The organism is Porphyromonas levii (assembly GCF_018206105.1).
Classification (GTDB): Bacteria; Bacteroidota; Bacteroidia; order Bacteroidales; family Porphyromonadaceae; genus Porphyromonas_A; species Porphyromonas_A levii.
Genome location: NZ_JADRGN010000031.1, coordinates 1 through 20,342, shown reverse-complemented (window position 1 = coordinate 20,342; position 20,342 = coordinate 1). Strand labels below are relative to the sequence as shown.

At 50.1% G+C, this 20,342-nt stretch carries 20 protein-coding genes; all 20 read left to right on the top strand.

What is annotated here, in order from left to right; translation table 11 throughout:
- Positions 1–84 precede the first annotated feature (84 nt).
- The gene (locus IX315_RS07185) at positions 85–537 is read left to right on the top strand and encodes a hypothetical protein (protein ID WP_211837320.1); all 453 of its coding nucleotides are present in this window, start codon (positions 85–87) and stop codon (positions 535–537) included.
- On the top strand, positions 534–866 hold the full coding sequence (locus tag IX315_RS07180; protein WP_211837319.1) for a DUF4134 domain-containing protein: 333 nt from the start codon (positions 534–536) through the stop codon (positions 864–866). Before IX315_RS07185 ends, IX315_RS07180 begins: the two co-directional genes overlap by 4 nt.
- Positions 867–924: 58 nt before the next feature.
- The gene (locus IX315_RS07175; RefSeq protein ID WP_211837318.1) at positions 925–1,290 is read left to right on the top strand and encodes a DUF4134 domain-containing protein; all 366 of its coding nucleotides are present in this window, start codon (positions 925–927) and stop codon (positions 1,288–1,290) included.
- 48 nt (positions 1,291–1,338) lie between these two features.
- Complete coding sequence (locus IX315_RS07170; protein WP_211837317.1) at positions 1,339–1,638, top strand: DUF4133 domain-containing protein; 300 nt, start codon at positions 1,339–1,341, stop codon at positions 1,636–1,638.
- A gap of 124 nt (positions 1,639–1,762) precedes the next feature.
- A complete protein-coding gene (locus tag IX315_RS07165) occupies positions 1,763–4,564 on the top strand; it encodes a TraG family conjugative transposon ATPase (protein ID WP_211837316.1) in 2,802 nt (933 codons plus the stop codon).
- Positions 4,565–4,659: 95 nt separating this feature from the next.
- Positions 4,660–7,206: a hypothetical protein gene (locus IX315_RS07160; protein ID WP_211837315.1), complete on the top strand. Its 2,547-nt coding sequence runs from the start codon at positions 4,660–4,662 to the stop codon at positions 7,204–7,206.
- A gap of 14 nt (positions 7,207–7,220) precedes the next feature.
- The gene (locus tag IX315_RS07155) at positions 7,221–7,946 is read left to right on the top strand and encodes a hypothetical protein (protein ID WP_211837314.1); all 726 of its coding nucleotides are present in this window, start codon (positions 7,221–7,223) and stop codon (positions 7,944–7,946) included.
- A 27-nt stretch (positions 7,947–7,973) separates the two neighbouring features.
- On the top strand, positions 7,974–8,738 hold the full coding sequence (locus tag IX315_RS07150; protein ID WP_211837313.1) for a DUF5045 domain-containing protein: 765 nt from the start codon (positions 7,974–7,976) through the stop codon (positions 8,736–8,738).
- A gap of 13 nt (positions 8,739–8,751) precedes the next feature.
- A complete protein-coding gene (locus tag IX315_RS07145) occupies positions 8,752–9,258 on the top strand; it encodes a phage antirepressor KilAC domain-containing protein (protein WP_211837312.1) in 507 nt (168 codons plus the stop codon).
- Between the two features lie 3 nt (positions 9,259–9,261).
- Entirely contained in the window at positions 9,262–10,392 is a 1,131-nt protein-coding gene (locus tag IX315_RS07140; protein ID WP_211837311.1) for a hypothetical protein, read from the top strand.
- Between the two features lie 21 nt (positions 10,393–10,413).
- Entirely contained in the window at positions 10,414–11,028 is a 615-nt protein-coding gene (gene traK / locus IX315_RS07135; protein WP_211837310.1) for a conjugative transposon protein TraK, read from the top strand.
- 12 nt (positions 11,029–11,040) lie between these two features.
- A complete protein-coding gene (locus IX315_RS07130; RefSeq protein WP_211837309.1) occupies positions 11,041–11,460 on the top strand; it encodes a hypothetical protein in 420 nt (139 codons plus the stop codon).
- Positions 11,444–12,586, top strand: coding sequence for a conjugative transposon protein TraM (gene traM, locus IX315_RS07125; RefSeq protein ID WP_211837308.1), 1,143 nt, complete (start codon positions 11,444–11,446; stop codon positions 12,584–12,586). Before IX315_RS07130 ends, traM begins: the two co-directional genes overlap by 17 nt.
- A gap of 70 nt (positions 12,587–12,656) precedes the next feature.
- The gene (traN, locus tag IX315_RS07120) at positions 12,657–13,502 is read left to right on the top strand and encodes a conjugative transposon protein TraN (protein ID WP_211837307.1); all 846 of its coding nucleotides are present in this window, start codon (positions 12,657–12,659) and stop codon (positions 13,500–13,502) included.
- A gap of 104 nt (positions 13,503–13,606) precedes the next feature.
- Positions 13,607–14,080 (top strand): hypothetical protein, encoded by a 474-nt coding sequence (locus IX315_RS07115; protein WP_244973119.1) that lies wholly within the window; start codon positions 13,607–13,609, stop codon positions 14,078–14,080.
- 8 nt (positions 14,081–14,088) lie between these two features.
- On the top strand, positions 14,089–14,742 hold the full coding sequence (locus IX315_RS07110) for an Lcl C-terminal domain-containing protein (RefSeq protein ID WP_211837306.1): 654 nt from the start codon (positions 14,089–14,091) through the stop codon (positions 14,740–14,742).
- Between the two features lie 66 nt (positions 14,743–14,808).
- Positions 14,809–15,717 carry a fimbrillin family protein gene (locus IX315_RS07105; RefSeq protein ID WP_211837305.1) on the top strand — a complete coding sequence of 303 codons (909 nt, stop codon included), beginning with the start codon at positions 14,809–14,811 and terminating at the stop codon, positions 15,715–15,717.
- An 80-nt stretch (positions 15,718–15,797) separates the two neighbouring features.
- Positions 15,798–17,984, top strand: coding sequence for a type IV secretory system conjugative DNA transfer family protein (locus IX315_RS07100; RefSeq protein WP_211837304.1), 2,187 nt, complete (start codon positions 15,798–15,800; stop codon positions 17,982–17,984).
- Between the two features lie 40 nt (positions 17,985–18,024).
- Positions 18,025–18,522, top strand: a complete 498-nt coding sequence (locus IX315_RS09875; RefSeq protein ID WP_139261789.1) for a glycoside hydrolase family protein — start codon at positions 18,025–18,027, stop codon at positions 18,520–18,522.
- 889 nt (positions 18,523–19,411) lie between these two features.
- Positions 19,412–20,239, top strand: a complete 828-nt coding sequence (locus tag IX315_RS07095; RefSeq protein WP_073312703.1) for a UpxY family transcription antiterminator — start codon at positions 19,412–19,414, stop codon at positions 20,237–20,239.
- The last annotated feature ends 103 nt before the right edge of the window (positions 20,240–20,342 follow it).

Here is a 20,342-nt window from a genome sequence, read left to right as displayed (position 1 = left end):
AAGGCATTTCGGTTTAAGATTGAAGAAAAGGTAGTTCCTTTGCACTGGCAATAAGCCAAATCATAGTAAAATCAAACTTGAAAAATGAAGTCATTTGTAATATTCGCCATTGTCGTGACCGTAATCTATGTCATCTACTATACGGTCATCATCGTGCAGGATCTGTACGGAAAGCCCAAGGACGAGAAGTCACAGGGCGAGTCGTTTGATGTCAGTGACATGACCAATGAAGAAGAGTCGATAGCGGTCAGCGAGAGCGACGGCGGCTTCAGCGTAGGCGACAACCAGTATGAGACAGCCTACGAAGAGAAGCAGCTTACAGAGCCTACAGAGGAGGCAGCTGTCACTGCGGAAGAGAGCAAACCTCATGTGCTTGAAAAGATACATAGCGCAATCGAGAAGAAGATGGAGGAAGTGAATACCACCTATTCCGACCCCATGTATTCGGAAGAATTGATAAACACCATCATAGCCCGCGGTCTCCGTCATAATGGCCGTGACATGGTCAAGGTGGAATCACTCAATAATGAGATATGATGTCAAAAACAAGAAGTGCATTTCTATCATTATATGCCGCTTTAACCCCAGCTCTGGCCAGTGCTAAGTGTGGTAACGTGGACTACAGCTGGGGAGCGGACGCACTTGCGAGTGCCCATGATTATGCCGTGACGATGATGCTCTATATCGTTTATATGTGCTATGCAGTGGCGGGCATCGTGGTCATCGTCAGTGCCTTGCAGATATATATAAAGATGAACACGGGCGAAGAGGGAGTGAAGAAGAACATCATGATGCTGGTGGGAGCCTGTCTGTTCCTCATAGGAGCGACCATCGTCTTCCCCGCTTTCTTCGGCTATCAGATTTAAGATACAGGTGATACGAGATAAGATAACTCAAAGTGTAACAAATTAAAAGGTAAAAAGAATGTTTGAAAGGATTAACAGGAAGGTGAAGGGATTCTTCTCTTCACAGCGCATGAAAACGCTCGCCCTGATGCTGCTTGTCGGCACCACCGCAGCAATGGCACAGAACGCAGCCGGCGACTACTCAGCAGGCACGACCGCGCTTACCACAGTGACGGAGGAAATTGCCAAGTATGTGCCTATCGTGGTGAAGCTTTGCTACGCCATTGCAGGTGTCGTTGCAATTGTCGGAGCCATAAGCGTTTACATCGCCATGAACAACGAGGAACAGGACGTCAAGAAGAAGATCATGATGGTCGTCGGCGCATGTATTTTCCTCATTGCAGCAGCCCAGGCTCTGCCTCTGTTCTTCGGCATTGGAGGTTAAACGTAGCGTGAGATTGTGAGTATGTAGAATGTTAAAATACTGACAGTTATGACAGAGACAAAGCAAGAGCGATTTCCGGATTATCCCATTTTCAAGGGACTGCAACGTCCATTGGAGTTCTTCGGGTTGCAGGGACGCTACATCTACTGGGCGGCAGCCACTGCAGGAGGAGCCGTTGCGGGCTTCATCCTCGGCTACTGCATCTTCGGTTTCGTGGCAGGACTCGTGCTGCTTGTCCTCGCCGTGGCTGTCGGTGGCGTTCTCATCGTCATGAAGCAGCGCAAGGGCTTGCACAGCAAGAAAAGTGACAACGGCATATTCATATATGCCTATTCTAAGAAAGTGTAAAACAAAAAAGAGAATCCATTATGTCCAAGTGGAATGCTATCAATGATTGTAAGTGAATGGAGGTGGGGGCATCACGTATGAGGGTGCGCCCGCCTTTTTGCGATTAAAACGAAAGAAAAGAACAATGACCCTATACATCATACTCATATTCTCAGCCATCTGCGTGGGCATGGCCATCAGTGTCAAGGCATTCGGCACAGGAGGCAAGCGCAAGCGAATCTTCCAGGACATCTACTTCTCCATCGAGGAAGTGGATGGCATCGGCGTGCTCTATACCAAGACAGGCGAATACTCCGCTGTGCTGAAGATGGAGAACCCCGTACAGAAGTATTCCGCCAACATCGAGGCCTACTATGAGTTCACCCACCTCTTCGCCGCCCTTGCCCAGACCTTGGGCGAAGGCTATGCGCTGCACAAGCAGGACGTGTTTGTGAGGAAGGCGTTCAAGGAAGAGAGTGCGACTAATCATGAGTTTCTGAGCGAGAGCTACTTCCGCTATTTCAACGGCAGACCATTTACCGACAGCGTCTGCTACCTGACCATCACACAGGAGAACAAGAAGAGCCGCCTGATGTCGTTCGACAACAAGAAATGGCGCGACTTCTTGGTGAAGATACGCAAGGTGCACGACCAGCTGAGGGATGCAGGCGTGAAGTCCCGCTTCCTCGGCAAGACAGAAACTAACGAGTATGTGGACCGCTTCTTCTCCATGAACTTCCGTGACAAGGTGGTGTCGATGACCAACTTCAAGGTCGATGACGAGACCATCGGCATGGGCGACCGCCGCTGCAAGGTGTATAGCCTTGTGGATGTGGATTGTGCCAACCTGCCGTCGGTCATCCGTCCCTACGCCAATATTGAGGTGAACAACACCAGTATGCCCGTTGACCTCGTGAGCATCGTCGATAGCGTGCCCGGTGCCGACTGCGTGGTGTTCAACCAGATGGTGTTCGTGCCCAACCAGAAGCGTGAGCTTGCCTTGCTCGACAAGAAGAAAAACCGCCATGCCTCCATGCCCAATCCCAGCAACCTGATGGCTGTGGAGGACATCAAGCGAGTGCAGGAGGTGATAGCCCGTGAGAGCAAGCAGCTCGTCTATACCCACTACAACCTCGTGGTGGCAGTGAGCGGCGACACCGACATACAAAAGTGTACCAACCATCTCGAAAACTCCTTTTCGCGCATGGGCATCCATATCAGCAAGCGCGCCTACAACCAGTTGGAGCTGTTCGTCAACTCCTTCCCCGGCAACTGCTATGGCATGAACGCCGACTACGACCGATTCCTCACCCTCGGCGATGCCGCCACCTGCCTAATGTACAAGGAGCGCATCGTGCATAATGAGGACACCCCGCTGAAGATATACTATACCGACCGACAGGGTGTGCCCGTAGCCATCGACATCACAGGAAAGGAGGGAAAGGAGAAGCTGACCGACAACTCGAACTTCTTCTGCCTGGGTCCTTCCGGAAGCGGCAAGTCGTTCCACATGAACAGCGTGGTGCGCCAGTTGTGGGAGCAGAACACCGACATCGTCATGGTCGATACGGGAAATTCGTATGAGGGACTCTGCGAGTATGTGGGCGGCAAGTACATCGCCTACACGGAGGACAAGCCCATCACCATGAACCCCTTCAACATCAGCAAGCGGGAACTGAACATCGAGAAGATCGACTTTCTGAAGAACCTGATACTGCTGATATGGAAAGGCTCGGAAGTGCAGATACCCGAACTGGAGTTCCGTGTCGTGGAGCAGCTGGTGACGGAGTATTACGACTTCTACTTCAACGGCGTTCAGCCCTATCCTTCCTCGCAGAAGGAGACTTTAAGAAAAAACCTCTCCACAATGGAGAAGCGGCGCGGCACAGAACTGTCGCAGATACACGGCAAGGTGGAGAAACTCATCCATGGACTTGAGGAGCGGCGCATGACATTGGCAGTGAAGACCCTGTCTTTTGACTCGTTCTATGAGTTTGCCTGTGAGCGTCTCGACCAGATATGCATTGAGAACAACATCACCACCATCGACTGCGACAACTTCGCCTACATGCTCCAGAACTTCTACCGTGGCGGCAAGTACGACAAGATACTCAATGAGAATGTCGATAGCACCCTGTTCGACGAGACCTTCATCGTCTTCGAGGTGGATGCCATCAAGGAGAACAAGCAACTCTTTCCCATCGTGACGCTCATCATTATGGACGTGTTCCTGCAGAAGATGCGCCTGAAGAAGAACCGCAAATGCTTGGTTATCGAGGAGGCATGGAAAGCCATCGCCTCGCCGCTGATGGCCGAGTACATCAAGTACCTCTACAAGACCGCCCGAAAGTTCTGGGCGAGCGTGGGCGTGGTGACACAGGAGATACAGGACATCATCGGCAGTCCCATCGTGAAGGAAGCCATCATCAACAACTCCGATGTAGTGATGCTGCTCGACCAAAGCAAGTTCCGTGAGCGATTCGACGAAATCAAGGCGATACTTGGATTGACCGATGTCGATTGCAAGAAGATTTTCACGGTCAACCGATTAGAGAACAAGGAAGGACGCAGCTTCTTCCGTGAGGTGTTTATCCGACGTGGCTCGACGAGTGGAGTGTATGGTGTGGAGGAACCGCACGAGTGCTATATGACCTACACCACCGAGCGAGCTGAGAAGGAGGCGTTGAAACTGTATAAGCGAGAGCTGAAGTGCAGCCATCAGGAGGCTATCGAGCGGTATTGCAGGGATTGGGATGCCAGTGGCATCGGGAAGTCGTTGGCATTTGCTCAGAAGGTGAATGAAGCGGGAAAGGTGCTCTATCTGACGGATAACTGCCCGACAACAAAATTGTCGGGAACGGACGGAGTAGCGAGAGGAGAGTCCCAAAATCGTTTGGGCTATCCCGAGTCACGTCGGACGAAGACGAAGTCAACGGTGGCTGAGTAGTAGATGCTATTAGTAGTGAATACTACCAATAGTAAATACTACAAGTAGTAAAGTAGTGGAATAGTAAGATAGTAGAAACGTAAAGTAGTGAAGCAATGAGACGTTTACACCTTATTATATTATATATGTGTCTGACACTTGTCGTGGGAAAGGTTCATGCGCAGTATTACAGCGTGAACTATGACAAGCAGACCGTTGCCGCCATGGCTGCCGCATTCGGTGCTGGAGCTATGGCAGAGAGCTATTATAACGAGCAGGTGGGCGAAATCTTGAAGCACTACAATGCCGCTGAGGTAGCCACCGCCGGTATCTTCGCCGCCAAGTTCTTGGAGCGCAAGGCATTCACCGACCTCGGTATCTGGAGCAGCAGCACAGAGAACTACTATTACCGCCGCATCCACAATATGGTGGCAAACAAGATTATGCCCAAGATATGGACGGTGGCAGGCATGATGCTGAAGAGTCCGCAGACCGCCCTCTACTGGGGCAGTTACCTGATGAAGATATGTGCCGATACCAAGTCGCTGTGTATGCAGTTTGAGAGTGTAGTGACCAACAGCAGCCTGACCTTTGCCGACATCCAGTTTTTGGAAATCAACCAGGAGATAGCCGCCATCCTCAAGCTGTCGGAGATTGGCAATGTGGACTGGCAGCAGCTGTTGGATGACATCGCCAGCGTGCCCGGCAATTTCACTGTAGAAAACCTCACCGCCGACATCAATACACTTTACAACATGGGAGCATCCTTGGCTACCGCAGGTATCAACGGGGCATCGGACGCACTCTTGCAACAGAGTGCCTTCAACGACCTTTTCAATGGCAAGATGAGTAAAATCATCGACATCTATGATAATTACCACGACCTGTATGAACAGGCAGAGAACGGCATCGGCAGCACCCTCCTCAGTCTGGTGGGTGGCGAGGATAACGTGGCAGCCCTCTTCGACCTCTCTAACTACAACATCACCTCGTGGATGACTGACTATCTGAGCGAGACGCAGGGCAACTACTACACGCAGCGTTGGTACATCGCCCGACGTGACCAAGGCAGCGTGAGCCTCTGTGACTACTATCCTCCGACCGATGACAACAGCATCCTGAACGGTGACCATTGGTATCGTATCAATACTTCTGATCCCAACTTCTACCCAAGCAGCACGCAGCGAGAACAGATACTGACCAACTCGGAGAACCATGCCGGATGGAGTCGCAGCCGTGTGCAGCAGCTCAACGCACAGAACGACGGCTTCACCTATACGATGAACTACTGGATGTCGTCGTATATCATCAGCCGTGGTGGCAAGCAGGCCAAGAAGGCCTACGCCTACGAGATACACGTCACCAAGAGCTGGAACAACGTGGAAGAGGTGTATGAGGATGTCTTCGACTCCTACAGCATGGACTTGAATACCTTCAAGCGACAGTTGCAGGCACGCCTCTCGGAATATAACGACAATGAGGAGGGCTATGTCTATTACATCGGCAGTGACGCACGCCGTTACTACCAAGCCACCGATGCCGCCAAGCTGAAGGGCGTGGAGAGCGTGACCATCAGCGTCACCTGTTCGGACGGTGTCACCCTCGGACAAGGCAGCACGCAGTACAAGTGCCGTGAGTGCGGCGGTTCGCTCAATGCCCACAGCAAGGAATGCGCCATGAGGACAACCGTATCAGAAAACAATCTCGACCTTTCGGAACTGGACGAAAAGGAACGTGAGGCAAGCAGCAAGATAGCCCTGTTGGAGGCGCAGATAAGCCAGTTGGAGACAGAGAACAAGAACCTGCTCACGCAGATAGCCAATGCCTCCGTGGAGGAAGCCCCAGCCTTGCGACAACAGTACAATGCCAACAAGACAAAGATAGACAACCTGAAGAAGGAGCTGGCGACATGGCAGCAGCAGTTGGCAGACATACAGGATGCCAAGAGCGAGGCTGCTAACGACAATGCCATTGCCACCGATGACTACTACCGCATCCCTGCCATCATGCAGGATGTGAAGTCAGCCTACAACCTTACGTGGCAAGGAGCCGGTTCGTGGAACGGCTATACATACGTCCGCACTGCCACCATGCCCAACATCAACGGCATCATCACCTTCAAGGCGACACTCTCCATTGCAAGAAAGCCCAAGTACTTCCTTGGCATCAAGATACACCGTGCGATACTGCAAATCTCGTGGGAACTGACCTCGGAATACACCGACACACAGGTAGTGGATGTACTGACCCTTGACCCGAATGCTTCTGACGAGGAGAAGACGAGGCAGGTGAACAGTCGTATCTCAGAGATAGCCCAGGAGTTCCCGTCGTGCAGCATCACCACGGAGTATGCCAAGAGTGAGGCGACACAGACCGCAGACAATGACGATGTGATACACCTGCTCTGGTCGAGCGACCGCCTGGAGATAGCCCGTGAAGTAGATAGCCGTATCACCAAGATATACGCCGACTTGGTATCATTGGAGAAGATGATGCACTACAAGCGCAGCATCATTGACGTACTGAAGGACATCCTTCCCTCGATAGACGCAGACCAAGGTCGCAGAAGAACACTCATAGAAGAGTGCTACGAGCGATGGAGGGAGAATGCAGACCCTAACAGAGGGGATGGCGACGAAAACGATAACGAGAATGAAAATTGAGGGAGGAATATAGAATGAGACATACCATCATCATAGCGCTCTTGCTGATTACCCTCTTCCCCAAGACAGCCTTGGCGCAATGGGGATTCGATGCGGTGTCGGTGGAAGCATACATCAACGACCACAAGAAGCAGCGCAGCCTGTTGCTGGCACGCAGCACACTGGAGTACAGCAATCAACTGCTGCATGAATACAGCAGTGAGGAGGTGGGCAAGTACAAGGAGCTGAACGTGGATTTGGACAAATACACTCGAGCCTTCGATGTCATAGATGTGATGTACCAGTCGTTGCGCACGGTGCTGAATGTGAAGAGCACCTACCAGACGGTGAGCGACCGCATCAGTGGCTACAAGAACCTGTTGGAGGACTTCAACGAGAAGGTCATCAAGCGGAAACACATCGAACTGGCGGACACGATACTCATCAGCATCAACAAGAAAGCCATCGACAACATATACAACGAAGGAAGTCAGCTCTACCATAGTGTCAACGACCTCGTATTGTATGCCACGGGAGCAGCCGCCTGTTCCACCTCCGACCTGTTGATGGTGCTGGACAATATCAACAACTCGTTGGACCTGATAGAGAAGCATCTGAACCAAGCCTACTTCCAGACATGGCGGTATGTACAGTTGAGAATGGGCTATTGGAAAGAGAAGATATATCGGACCCGGACGAAGGATGAGATACTCGAAGATGCCTTCAGCCGATGGAAAGTGGCAGGAAAACTTGATTATTGACGGATTGCAAACAAAAGAAGAACAGATATGAAGAAGACAATGATACTCATCATGGCGGCAGCAACCACCATCACAGCCACAGCCCAGAGCGTGACCTATAACCACGACTCCTCCAAGCAGAACCAGATAACGGTGATGGAGACAGGTAGCGGGTCTCTCACCCCTGAGTTCTATTATTGGCTGTTGCACAACAGCTACAAGAAGACGACGGCAGAGAAGAACAAGTTGGGCTTCCGCACCCTTGCCGGCATCAACCTCTACAACCAAGTGGATGATGCGGAAAAGATAGACTCTGCCCTGACCAAGCGTGCGGAGGTAGAAGCCCTGAATGTAGCCGACCGACAGATAGACCTCGCCTGGCTTGCCGAGAGCAGCAAGATTAACGGTCAGTTGGACAAGCTGAAGGCGAACATTGACCATATCATACCCACAGGAGGCACCATCAATGACAAACGCCGTTGGGAGGAATTGTACAATATGTACCAGTGTGCGGTGAAGTCCACCAAGGATGCCTATATGCCCAATGCGCAGAGGAAGCGACAGTATCTGAGCATCTATGCGGATTTGACGGCACAGAACGAGACACTACTGAAATACCTCGTACAGCTCAACACCCAAAACCAGACCACCGTCCTTCTGGCAGCCACCAACGATCGTGTGGTGTATAAAGGCAGCATCATCAGTGATGCCAAGAGCCGTTGGCAGGAGAACATGAAGGGTGTGAGGAGCACGACAGGCAGTGACAGCGATGATGCCAGCGGCGGTGATGGTGAAGAAAGTGTAAACAGATAAATCAGAATGAATTATGAAACAGAAAAACGAGTTTAACGTCCCTCCTCCATCAGAAGACGGAACAAGGGAATTGAGGAAAGAGATTCAGAAGATGAAGCGTGACAATCGCTTCCTGAGAATGAGACTGGCAACGAACATGGCAAGAAAGCAGGTTCTGCAAGATACTTTGCGGAATACAGCTGCACTTGTCAGACAGGTAGGTCAAACACCAGTCGTGAATGCTGCGGATGCAACATCCAAAACGATGTATGGACTTACGGCATGTGCCCGTTCGTGTGGCACCTCCCTTGGCAGACTATACAAATGGTTGCAGTATGAAGGTGTGATGCACAGAGAAGGTGACCTATGGGTAATTGACGAGCCGTATCAAGACAAGGACTACTTTTTCTACCTTTTCGGACTCCGAAACTGTTTCAGTAGATTGTATCTGAGAGTCACCCCCAAGGGATTGGAGCTTATTAGGGAGATACTGACACGTCACCCTATAGAAATACGATATATTCAAGAAAACAAAAAATAACTGATGGCAGACAACATACTCAGCGATTTCGGCATCAACATCCTCGAAGAGGAGATTGACGATGTGATATTCCAGACCAACGAGTTCCTGACCGATGCCACCTTCACTGGCTCACAGGGGCCATTCTGGTGGATCCTCCAAATGTGTATGGCATTGGCGGCACTCTTCTCCATCATCGTGGCGGCAAGCATGGCTTACAAGATGATGGTGAAGAACGAGCCGTTGGATGTGATGAAACTGTTCAAGCCCTTGGTGGTGAGTATCATCCTCTGTTGGTGGTACCCACCTGCTGACACGGGCATGACCAACAGCGGCAGCAGCTGGTGCGTATTGGACTTCCTATCCTATATCCCGAACTGCATCGGCAGTTACACCCATGACCTCTATGAGGCAGAGGCGACCCAAATCTCCGACAAGTTTGAGGAGGTGCAGCAGTTGGTATATGTCAGGGACTCGATGTACACCGACCTCCAGGCACAGGCCGACGTGGCGCATAAGGGCACGTCAGACCCCAACCTGATAGAGGCGACCATGGAGCAGATGGGTGTGGACGAAGTTACCAACATGGAGAAGGATGCCAGCAAACTGTGGTTCACCTCACTGACGGCAGGGGCTGTGGTAGGCATCGACAAGATTGTGATGCTGATAGCCCTAATCGTGTTCCGTATCGGTTGGTGGGCAACGATATACTGTCAGCAGATATTGCTCGGTATGCTCACAATATTCGGTCCGATACAATGGGCATTTTCATTGCTGCCCAAGTGGGAAGGAGCGTGGGCGAAATGGCTGATACGCTATCTGACGGTACATTTCTATGGAGCCATGCTCTACTTCGTCGGCTTCTACGTCCTGTTGCTCTTTGACATAGTGCTCTGCATACAGGTAGAGAACCTGACGGCGATAACAGCCAGTGAGCAGACGATGGCAGCCTATCTGCAAAACTCGTTCTTCTCGGCAGGCTATCTGATGGCGGCGAGCATCGTGGCATTGAAATGCTTGAACCTCGTGCCCGACCTTGCGGCATGGATGATACCAGAGGGCGATACCGCTTTCTCAACCCGAAACTTCGGTGAGGGTGTGGCACAGCAAGCCAAGATGACGGCTACGGGAGCCATGGCGACTGTAATGAGATAATAATAAATAAATATATGTATTATGGTAATCAAGAACTTAGAAAACAAGATCAAGTTGGTGGGTATCATCTGCACCGCCTTTCTGATTGGCTGCATCATCATCTCGGTGTCGAGCATCTGGACGGCACGCTGCATGGTGACGGACGCACAGCAGAAAGTGTATGTGCTGGACGGCAACGTGCCCATACTGGTGAACCGCACCACGATGGAAGAAACGCTGGATGTGGAGGCAAAGAGTCATATCGAGATGTTCCACCATTACTTCTTCACGCTTGCTCCCGACGACAAGTATATCCGCTATTCGATGGAGAAGGCGATGTATCTGGTCGATGAAACAGGTTTGGCGCAGTACAACACGCTGAAGGAGAAAGGTTTCTACAACAACATCATGGGTACGAGTGCCGTGTTTAGCATCTTCTGTGACAGCATCAAGTTCAACAAGGACAAGATGGAGTTCACCTACTATGGTCGGCAGAGGATAGAGCGAAGAAGCAATATCCTGATGCGCGAACTGGTGACGGCGGGACAGGTGAAGCGTGTGCCGAGGACGGAAAACAATCCTCACGGACTGCTCATCACGAACTGGAGGACACTGCTCAACAAGGATATTGAGCAGAAGTCGAAGTCAAACTTCTAATATCGTAGCGGTATGAGTGTAAAAGGAATCAGACGGATGCTTGTGGGCGAGGATATGCCCGACAAGAACGACCCTAAGTACAAGGAGCGGTATGAGAAAGAGGTGGCGGCAGGGCGCAAGTTTGCCAAAACCACGAGGATAGACCGTGCGGCGGCTAAGGTGCAAGGCTTCGCCAATGCCCACAAGACGTTGTTTCTCGTCATTGTCTTCGGCTTTGTCGCCACGTGTTTCGGTATCAATATCTACAGGATTGTGCGGTACTACGGTCATAGGACGGAGGCAAAAAGTGCCATCGAGCGGCAGGAAGGGCGCATGAAACAGATGATGGATGCCGCCCACTGCACAGTTCCTCCCGTGACGCATCGGACCGACAAGGAGGAGCAAGACAAGTCAGTAACATCAAAAAAAGACAGCGATGAGAATAACAGATAAGATAAACTTCCGCCAGCCTAAGTACATGCTGCCAGCCATTGTGTACATCCCGTTGCTTGCCACAGGCTATTTTGTCTTTGACATGTTCAATACGGAGGTGGCGGAAACGCAGGACAAGAACCTGCAGACCACCGAGTTCCTGAACCCCAACCTGCCCGGAGCGCAGATAAAGAACGGTGACGGCATCGGTGGCAAGTACGAGAACATGGCGAAGTCGTATGGTCGCATAGCCGACTATTCGGCAGTGGACAATATTGAGCGTGACAACGAAGAAGAGAAAGAAACGTATGAATCCAAGTACACAGAAGAAGACCTTGCGGAACTCGTCCGTCAGGCAGAAGAGAAGGACGATGCAGCCGAAGTGGCCGATGCCAAGGCGCGAGAAGCGGAAGCGCTCGAAGCACTCAACAAGGCACTCGCCGAAGCGAGGCTGAGAGGACAGGCGGCAGTTGCCCCCGTGGCCCAGGACACCACACAAGCAGAGCCGCCCAAAGAAGCGATTGAGGTGAAAGGTCAGATTGCCGAGGACAGCAAGGCGGTGAAGGCGTTGGATGAGGAGGATAAGGCACAGGAAGTGGTGAAGAAGGTGAAGGTGACTTCCGACTATTTCAACACCCTGACGCAGAACGAGCATGAGCCGAAGCTCATCAAGGCCATCATCGATGAGGATGTAAAGGCTACGGATGGATCGAGGGTGCGGTTGAGACTGCTTGACGACATCGAGATTGGTGAGACGATGGTGAAGAAAGGATCGTATCTCTATGCCACCATGAGCGGTTTTGGTTCGCAGCGAGTGAAGGGCAGCATCAACTCCATCTTGGTGGATGATGAGCTGATAAAGGTGTCGCTTTCGCTCTATGATACGGATGGACTGGAGGGATTGTATGTTCCCGGCAGCCAGTTCCGTGAAACCACCAAAGATGTGGCGAGTGGTGCGATGCAGAGCAACATGAACATCGACCAGAGTGGAGCGAACAACAGCTTCTCGCAATGGGGAATGCAAGCCGTGACCAATGCCTACCAGAAAACGAGCAACGCCATCAGCAAAGCTATCAAGAAGAATAAGGTGAAGCTGAAGTATGGGACGTTTGTTTACCTCGTCAATGGGAAAGAGAAGAGGAAATAGACACTGCCCGATGACAAAATCATCGGGAACGGTGGCTCATCAAGTATAAACATCAATAATATCAACAATTATGAATATCATTCAGAAGATTAACGTATGTGCATTGCTTTCGCTGAGCGTGCTTTCAGCCAAGGCGCAGACCACCTACATGGAGATCGAGCAGCTGACGGTCAACGACCAAGTAACTACCGTCATCACCGCCTCCGAACCCATCCGCTTTGTCGATATATCCACCGACAAAGTGGTGGGCGACCAACCCATCAACAACACCATCCGCCTGAAGCCCAAAGACAACGTGTATGCCGACGGCGAGGTATTAGCGATAGTGACCATCGTAACGGAACGCTACCGCACGCAGTATGCACTACTCTACACCACGAGGATGCAGGAGGCAGTGACCGACAAAGAGATAGAATGCTCGGAGCGCAATGCCTACAACAATCCGGCTGTCAGCCTCTCCACTGCCGACATGTCCAAGTATGCGCGTCAGATATGGTCGTCGGCTGCCAAGTACCGCAACGTGGCGACGAAGATGCACCGTATGGTGATGCGCCTTAATAATATATACAGCGTGGGCGAATATTTCTTTATTGACTTCTCCGTGGAGAACAAGACCAACATCCGCTTTGACATCGACGAGATGCGCATCAAACTGTCGGACAAGAAGCAGAGCAAGGCTACCAATGCGCAGATAGTGGAGTTGACCCCAGCCCTTGTGTTGGACGATGCGAGGACCTTCAAGTACGGTTATCGCAACGTGATTGTGGTGAAGAAGATGACCTTCCCCAACGACAAGGTGCTGACCATAGAACTGTCGGAGAAGCAGATAAGCGGACGTACCATTTCGCTCAGCATCGACTATGAGGATGTGCTGTCAGCCGATTCGTTTAACCATATACTGTTGGAGGAAGAGTGATGAAAATGAAGAGTGAAGAATGTAGAATGAAGAAACAACGTTCGGCGGCCAAAGGGAAATCCAATAGGCTTGCACATACATTATTGCTGATAGCCATCTGTTTTATGGCAAGCATGACTCCGGCAATAGCGCAGAAGAATAGCGACTGCATATCCTTGGGGTTCGGCTGCCTGTATGAGCGAGGACTGGACGTGACGCTGTCCTACGAGCATGAGACGAAGTACCACAATGCGTGGGAGTATTTTGCCAATGGCTACATCAAGTGGGACGAATGCGCCTCGTGCGGTCATGTGTGTCCTGAAAGTTTCTGGAACAACTACCGCAGTTATGGTTTCGGCTTTGCCTATAAACCCTGTGTGGTGAGAGGACGCAACCACCATGGCAACATGCGCATCGGAGCATCTGCTGGTAGCGATACCGACAGGTTCTTGGGCGGCATCCACCTCGGCTATGAACATAACTACACCTTGCGCCATGGTTGGAAACTGTTTTGGCGGGTGAAGACTGACGTGATGATCAAGGGCGAAGACCTGTTCAGAACGGGCATTGTCCTGGGTGTGAAACTTCCTGTAAAATGAATATGCGTATGAAGAAGCTATTATCAATTCTTGCAGTTGCGGCAACGATGTTGCTGACTGCCTGTGACGAGCATCAGGACTTTCCCGATACTGCCATGAAGGTTACCCATATCTTGACCACTGACGGCAAGGTGATGCCCTACGAAACCTATGAGCAATCGGGCAAGCAAGCCATTGCCGTGGTGTTCAACATCAACCAGAGGGAAGATATGGAGGGTAACGGATATGCCGTCTATCTGTGGGACATCGTTCCCGAAGCCTTTGCCGACAGCATCGGTGTAGAGCAGGACTCTTCCTGTGATCTCACCGCCTACGACGGCAATGCCAACACCTTTGCCCTTTATGGCACGACCGATGTGAAGTCGCCCTTGGCAGAACGTGTCTTCGACATGTGGCGTTACGGTCAGAGTGCCTATATCCCCAGTGTGGCGCAGATGCGTCTGCTTTATTATGCCAAGGACATCATCAACCCCTACATCTTGAAATGCGGCGGAACACCCATCCCCGATGAGGACGATGACTGTTGGTATTGGACTTCAACGGAAGTAGAAGGACAAGCGACTGCCAAGGCATGGCTCTACTCCCTTGGTAGCGGTGCCATACAGGAGACTCCCAAGTGGCAGCCACATAAGGCGAGACCCATCATCACGATTATGGATTAACCCATATACAGACATCAAGTATCACCCGTATCATCATCATAGTACAACAATTAAAAAAGAAAAAGCATGAAAAAGAATTTGTTTCTAATGTTGGGACTTGGAGCCATGCTCCTTACGTCCTGTGACCAAGACATCGTCAATGAGATTTACCTGCCCGGTAGCGGCGGTTCTGTGGTCGTGACCGACAGCACATCGACCAAGCAGCTTCAGGTATTCACCAATCTGGAGATGCTGCAACCTGCCGTCTCCACACGAGCCGTTGACAACCAGTGGGAACTCAATGATATGATTGGCATCTCTTCCACAGGGATGATCAACAATATGAAGTTCACCCGAAGCGGCGGCACGAATCAGTTTGTGTCAGCCAACAAGGTGTTTTTCACGGACACAGACACTCACACCTTCAATGCCTACTATCCCTATACGGCAAATCCTACCAACGACCTCATAGAGTTCCAAGTGCCGGAGGCAGCTGTACAGAGTGAGCAGAAGGTCAATGATTTTCTGTTTGCCAGTGGAGCGGCATCATACGCCAATCCGAGCCTTACATTGAACTTCACCCATCAGATGGTGCGTGTCATCATCAAGGTCTATACCTCACCAGAATACGGTTTCACCACCAATGATTTTGCAGGAAGCCTACTCACGTTCGTCGGTTATTTTGACAGCGGTACTTTCAACATCAAGACCGGAAAGGTAGAATGCAGTGACGAGTCGGTGACGACCTATTATTTCGGCGACCCACAAAGTGACCATATGGAATATACGCTTTATGTTCCTGCACAGGTTATGCCAGACATGACATTGCAACTTAGCAATGGGGAGAACTTCGTATTCCTCACAAACGACACTTGGAAAGCAGGTCATTCCTACAGCTATTCATTGAAGCCTGTGCGTAACACCTTGGAGGTCATATCTGCAACTATCTCTCCGTGGACAGTAGAGTCTGAGAAGACCATCAACGGCTACGAATAAATTCAAAAGAGGATTGGAGGGTGTCCACCGTGGCATCCTTCTTCCTTTTGTCATTATCACCCAACATCATCGAAAAGTAAATGGAAGAAAGCAAAGAGTTACAGGGTTTTTACAAGATATTCAGGGCGGTGATTTACGTCTCCATCCTGATGGAGTTCTTCGCCTACGCACTGGAGCCGGAGCAGTTGGACTGCTTGGGCGGCGTGGTGACGGACATCCACGGGCGCATCAAACGGTGGATGATTTACCATGACGGCAACCTCGTGTATAGCAAGGTGGCTACGTTCCTGCTGATATGTATCACCTGTGTGGGAACGAGAAACAAGAAACATCTGGAGTTTGACGCTCGTCGGCAGGTGCTCTATCCGCTGCTGTCGGGAGTGCTGCTGATTGTGCTGTCCGTATGGCTGTTCGGTCATTCGATAATGCCCTGTTTCTATACCCTCCGTTTGAACACTTGGCTCTATATGCTCACTTCCATCGTCGGTGTCGTACTGGTACATATCGCCCTTGACAATATCTCCAAGTTCTTGAAGGAGGGGTTGCTGAAAGACCGATTCAACTTCGAGAACGAGAGTTTTGAGCAATGCAGGGAGTTGCAGGAGAACAAGTACAGCGTGAACATACCGATGCGCTATTACTACAAGGGTAAGTTCCGCAAGGGATGGGTGAACATCGTCAATCCGTTCCGTGGCACATGGGTTGTGGGTACTCCTGGTTCGGGTAAGACCTTCTCCATTATCGAGCCGTTCATCAGGCAGCATAGCGAGAAAGGCTTTGCCATGGTGGTGTATGACTATAAATTTCCCACCCTCGCCACCAAGCTCTACTACCACTACTTGAAGAACAAGAACGCCAAGGACAGCAAGATGCCCAACGGCATGAAGTTCAACATCATCAACTTTGTGGATGTGGAGTATTCTCGCCGTGTGAACCCTATTCAGTTGAAGTACATCAACAACCTTGCCGCAGCGAGCGAGACTGCCGAGACATTGCTTGAATCCCTGCAAAAGGGAAAGAAGGAAGGCGGTGGTGGCAGCGACCAGTTCTTCCAGACCTCTGCCGTCAACTTCCTTGCCGCCTGCATCTATTTCTTCTGCAACTACGGCAAAGAGCCCTACGACAAGGACGGAAAGTTGCTGATTGCCGAGCGTCGTGAAGACCCGAAGACGAAACGACTGATACCCACAGGACGAGTGTTCGACCATTCGGGCATGGAAGTGCAGCCCGCCTATTGGTTGGGCAAGTACTCTGATATGCCGCATATCCTGTCGTTCCTCAACGAGAGTTATCAGACCATCTTTGAGGTGCTTCAGACCGACAACGAGGTAGCCCCCTTGCTTGGCCCGTTCCAGACCGCCTTTGCCAACAAAGCCATGGAGCAGTTGGAAGGTATGATTGGTACGTTGCGTGTCTATACCTCCCGACTTGCCACCAAGGAGAGTTATTGGATATTCCATAAGGATGGCGATGATTTCGACCTGAAGGTCAGCGACCCGAAGAATCCGAGTTATCTGCTTATTGCCAACGACCCCGAAATGGAGAGCATCATCGGTGCGCTGAATGCCTTGATTCTCAACCGCCTTGTAACGAGAGTGAATACAGGACAAGGCAAGAACGTGCCTGTGAGCATCATTGTCGATGAGTTGCCTACGCTCTACTTTCATAAGATAGACCGACTGATTGGCACAGCCCGAAGCAACAAGGTGAGCGTAGCCTTGGGCTTTCAAGAGCTGCCGCAGTTGGAAGCCGACTACGGCAAAGTGGGAATGCAGAAAATCATCACCACCGTGGGCAATGTGGTCAGCGGTTCGGCTCGTGCCAAGGAAACCCTCGAATGGCTGTCGAGTGACATCTTCGGTAAGGTGGTGCAGCTCAAAAAGGGAGTCACCATCGACCGTGACAAGACCTCCATCAATCTGAATGAGAACATGGACAGCCTCGTTCCTGCAAGTAAAATCTCCGACATGCCCACAGGATGGATTTGCGGACAGACTGCCCGTGACTTCGTGCCCACGAAAACCGGCATGAACGGCTCGATGAACATCCAGGAGAGCGAGGAGTTCAAGACCTCCAAATTCTATTGCAAGACCGACTTCGACATGGCGGAAATCAAGAAAGAGGAATCAGAGTATGTCCCTCTCCCTAAGTTCTATAAGTTCAAGAGCAAGGAAGAGCGAGAGCGCATCCTCTACAAGAACTTCGTTCAGGTTGGGGAGGACGTGAAAGCCATGATCAAGGAGATACAATTATTCAAGTCAATGTAGTTTTCAACAAAACCAAGAGAATGAACATAAGAACAACAGCATGATACGACTCATCACAATAATTCTGTTGAGTATATTATCCACTTGCCCTGTACCCTGTCACGGTCAGCAACCAGACAGGGTACTTTTTGAACGTCTTGTCACCTCGACAAAATACTTTGAGGGATGGCATACGCAAAGCAAAACGCCTGGGCATGTCGGATATGGTCACAAGATTCAACAAGGAGAACATTTCCCCAATTCACTGACTCGCCGACAGGCGGATTCCCTGTTAAGAAGTGACCTTATACAACACTATCGTCTATATTCGCGATATGGTAAGGATGCCTATCTTCTCGCAGCTCTTTCATACCAAATAGGTCCTGCAAAGTTGTTGGGCAATACGAGATATCCAAAGTCAACCTTGCTCATTCGTTTGGAGAAAGGTGAAAGGCAAATTCTGCCTCTCTATTTGAAGTTTTGCAAGTGGAAAGGGAAAGCCATACCTTCTATCCGAAGAAGACGATTGGTAGAGTATAATTTGCTCTTCTCTCCATAGTTTCTTTATTTTGTCCTCCTTTATTTATATTGATTAGAGTGGCACATGCCTGTATGTGCAGATACCAGGTCGTAGATGTGCACATACCTTGCCATTTATGTGCACATACTTTGTGATGGCATAATAAGTGTTTTTTGTGGACAATGTGGCTATTTGAAGGATTATGTGGCCCAATTTTGATGTTATTAAGCACCTTTTCTTATACAAAAATTCGGAATGCGGTAATTTTTATAGTTAATTCTTGTTAATTTTAAGATTTATACAAAAATTTCTTTTCAGTTGTTATCATCTAATTCAAAAATTATGCGTACCTTTGCACTTGGACTATTAGCCTTTCGCTCTATCTGTCGCAGTTAGACGTGTTCTTACATGGCATTAGCGAGGCAGCCTACGCCGTGCTGAGTATGGCGGAGTCACATAATGACAAAGCAGTACAAAGCGGGCATTGGGTGGGAAAAATAGTCCAGACATAATGAAGGCGTTTACTTGACGCTGTGTTTGAGACGGTCTGTAATCTAGCAAGTCACAGAAATGTTTGGTCTTGAACGTAGCAACGGTAGATGTCCCGGGTGTGATTATATCACTCCTGCGGAGACCTTGTAAGCACGAATTGTACCTTTTCGGGCACAATAAAATTGTTTATATAGGTCTCCAAAAAGTAGCGCAAACCGAAAGCGGAACCGCCAAGCTGGCATGAGCGTTTTGCTGAGGTATCGCCTACTTTATGCAATGGAGCGATTATTCATATCGGCGTGGGCTCTGACGTTGTCTGTTCAACCAAAATAGGCAATTGCTAGAGCCTCAGACCGTGGGACGGACAACAGGACGATCTCACGCTCTTTTTATGTCCTTAACGGAGTTCTGTCTAGAGCAAAGTAAGGTCACCGATATGAAAATCGCTGATAACGCATCAATAGATGATAACACCCATGGAGGCGGTGAAATCCCTCCCCGCACCGGGCTTACCCCCGATGCCCTCCCCGAAGTTCAAGAGCCAGTTTTGGCGGAGAACTCACAAACAGGGGTGTCCACCAGAAATGCCCTGTCGGGAACTGACGACAAACCGAGTGGAGAGACAAAGTCTGCTTTGACTATCCCGAGGTGCGAAGGAGGAAGAGCCAACGGCTCAACTGACGGCTCAGCTCCCCTTAAAACCATCAAGAGGAAGCCCAAGGAAGTTCCCCATTGGTATGCTCTCCGTGTAACCTACGGACGCGAAAAGAAGGCATACGATTATTTGGTTGGAAAGCATGTAGAGGCATACTATCCGACTATCAAGACCGTCAAGGAAGTTGACGGCAAGCGAAAGACCGTTGAAGAATCTCGTCTTCCCAATATTTTCTTTGCACGCGGAACGGAAGAAGAGATAAAGTCATTTGTTTACGACAACGTAAACCTCCCCCACCTCCGTTTTTATTATCGTCACACTCACGAAGGAGCACGAGTTGTTAAAGAACCTCTCATCGTACCAGATTACCAAATAGAGGGTCTGAAGATTATTTGTGCTTCAGAGGCTGAGGATGTCATCATTGTGCCACCTGAGATTCAGAAATTTCAGGCAGGACAGACTGTGCGCGTCATCGATGGTGTATTTAAAGGAGTAATAGGCAAGATAGCTAGATATCAGGGGCAACAACGTGTGGGAATTATCATAGACGGGTTGCTAACGATAGCATCTGCTTATGTACCAACTGCATTTGTAGAAACAATTGTATAAAATAACAGAAATAATAGAATATGCAAGAGCATACTTTAATAGCCAATTCTGGTATACAGATTATCACTTTTCCACTTGGCATCAACACTCAGGAAAAATTCAA

Bases quoted from the DNA above. Each gene is read 5' to 3' on its own strand.
- IX315_RS07095 (WP_073312703.1), top strand. From the start codon at position 19,412: ATGAAAATCGCTGATAACGCATCAATAGATGATAACACCCATGGAGGC.
- IX315_RS07175 (WP_211837318.1), top strand. From the start codon at position 925: ATGTTTGAAAGGATTAACAGGAAGGTGAAGGGATTCTTCTCTTCACAG.
- IX315_RS07145 (WP_211837312.1), top strand. From the start codon at position 8,752: ATGAAACAGAAAAACGAGTTTAACGTCCCTCCTCCATCAGAAGACGGA.
- IX315_RS07165 (WP_211837316.1), top strand. From the start codon at position 1,763: ATGACCCTATACATCATACTCATATTCTCAGCCATCTGCGTGGGCATG.
- IX315_RS07115 (WP_244973119.1), top strand. From the start codon at position 13,607: ATGGCAAGCATGACTCCGGCAATAGCGCAGAAGAATAGCGACTGCATA.
- IX315_RS07140 (WP_211837311.1), top strand. From the start codon at position 9,262: ATGGCAGACAACATACTCAGCGATTTCGGCATCAACATCCTCGAAGAG.
- traN (WP_211837307.1), top strand. From the start codon at position 12,657: ATGAATATCATTCAGAAGATTAACGTATGTGCATTGCTTTCGCTGAGC.
- IX315_RS09875 (WP_139261789.1), top strand. From the start codon at position 18,025: ATGATACGACTCATCACAATAATTCTGTTGAGTATATTATCCACTTGC.
- IX315_RS07180 (WP_211837319.1), top strand. From the start codon at position 534: ATGATGTCAAAAACAAGAAGTGCATTTCTATCATTATATGCCGCTTTA.
- IX315_RS07185 (WP_211837320.1), top strand. From the start codon at position 85: ATGAAGTCATTTGTAATATTCGCCATTGTCGTGACCGTAATCTATGTC.
- IX315_RS07155 (WP_211837314.1), top strand. From the start codon at position 7,221: ATGAGACATACCATCATCATAGCGCTCTTGCTGATTACCCTCTTCCCC.
- traK (WP_211837310.1), top strand. From the start codon at position 10,414: ATGGTAATCAAGAACTTAGAAAACAAGATCAAGTTGGTGGGTATCATC.
- IX315_RS07100 (WP_211837304.1), top strand. From the start codon at position 15,798: ATGGAAGAAAGCAAAGAGTTACAGGGTTTTTACAAGATATTCAGGGCG.
- IX315_RS07130 (WP_211837309.1), top strand. From the start codon at position 11,041: ATGAGTGTAAAAGGAATCAGACGGATGCTTGTGGGCGAGGATATGCCC.
- IX315_RS07170 (WP_211837317.1), top strand. From the start codon at position 1,339: ATGACAGAGACAAAGCAAGAGCGATTTCCGGATTATCCCATTTTCAAG.
- IX315_RS07150 (WP_211837313.1), top strand. From the start codon at position 7,974: ATGAAGAAGACAATGATACTCATCATGGCGGCAGCAACCACCATCACA.
- traM (WP_211837308.1), top strand. From the start codon at position 11,444: ATGAGAATAACAGATAAGATAAACTTCCGCCAGCCTAAGTACATGCTG.
- IX315_RS07160 (WP_211837315.1), top strand. From the start codon at position 4,660: ATGAGACGTTTACACCTTATTATATTATATATGTGTCTGACACTTGTC.
- IX315_RS07110 (WP_211837306.1), top strand. From the start codon at position 14,089: ATGAAGAAGCTATTATCAATTCTTGCAGTTGCGGCAACGATGTTGCTG.
- IX315_RS07105 (WP_211837305.1), top strand. From the start codon at position 14,809: ATGAAAAAGAATTTGTTTCTAATGTTGGGACTTGGAGCCATGCTCCTT.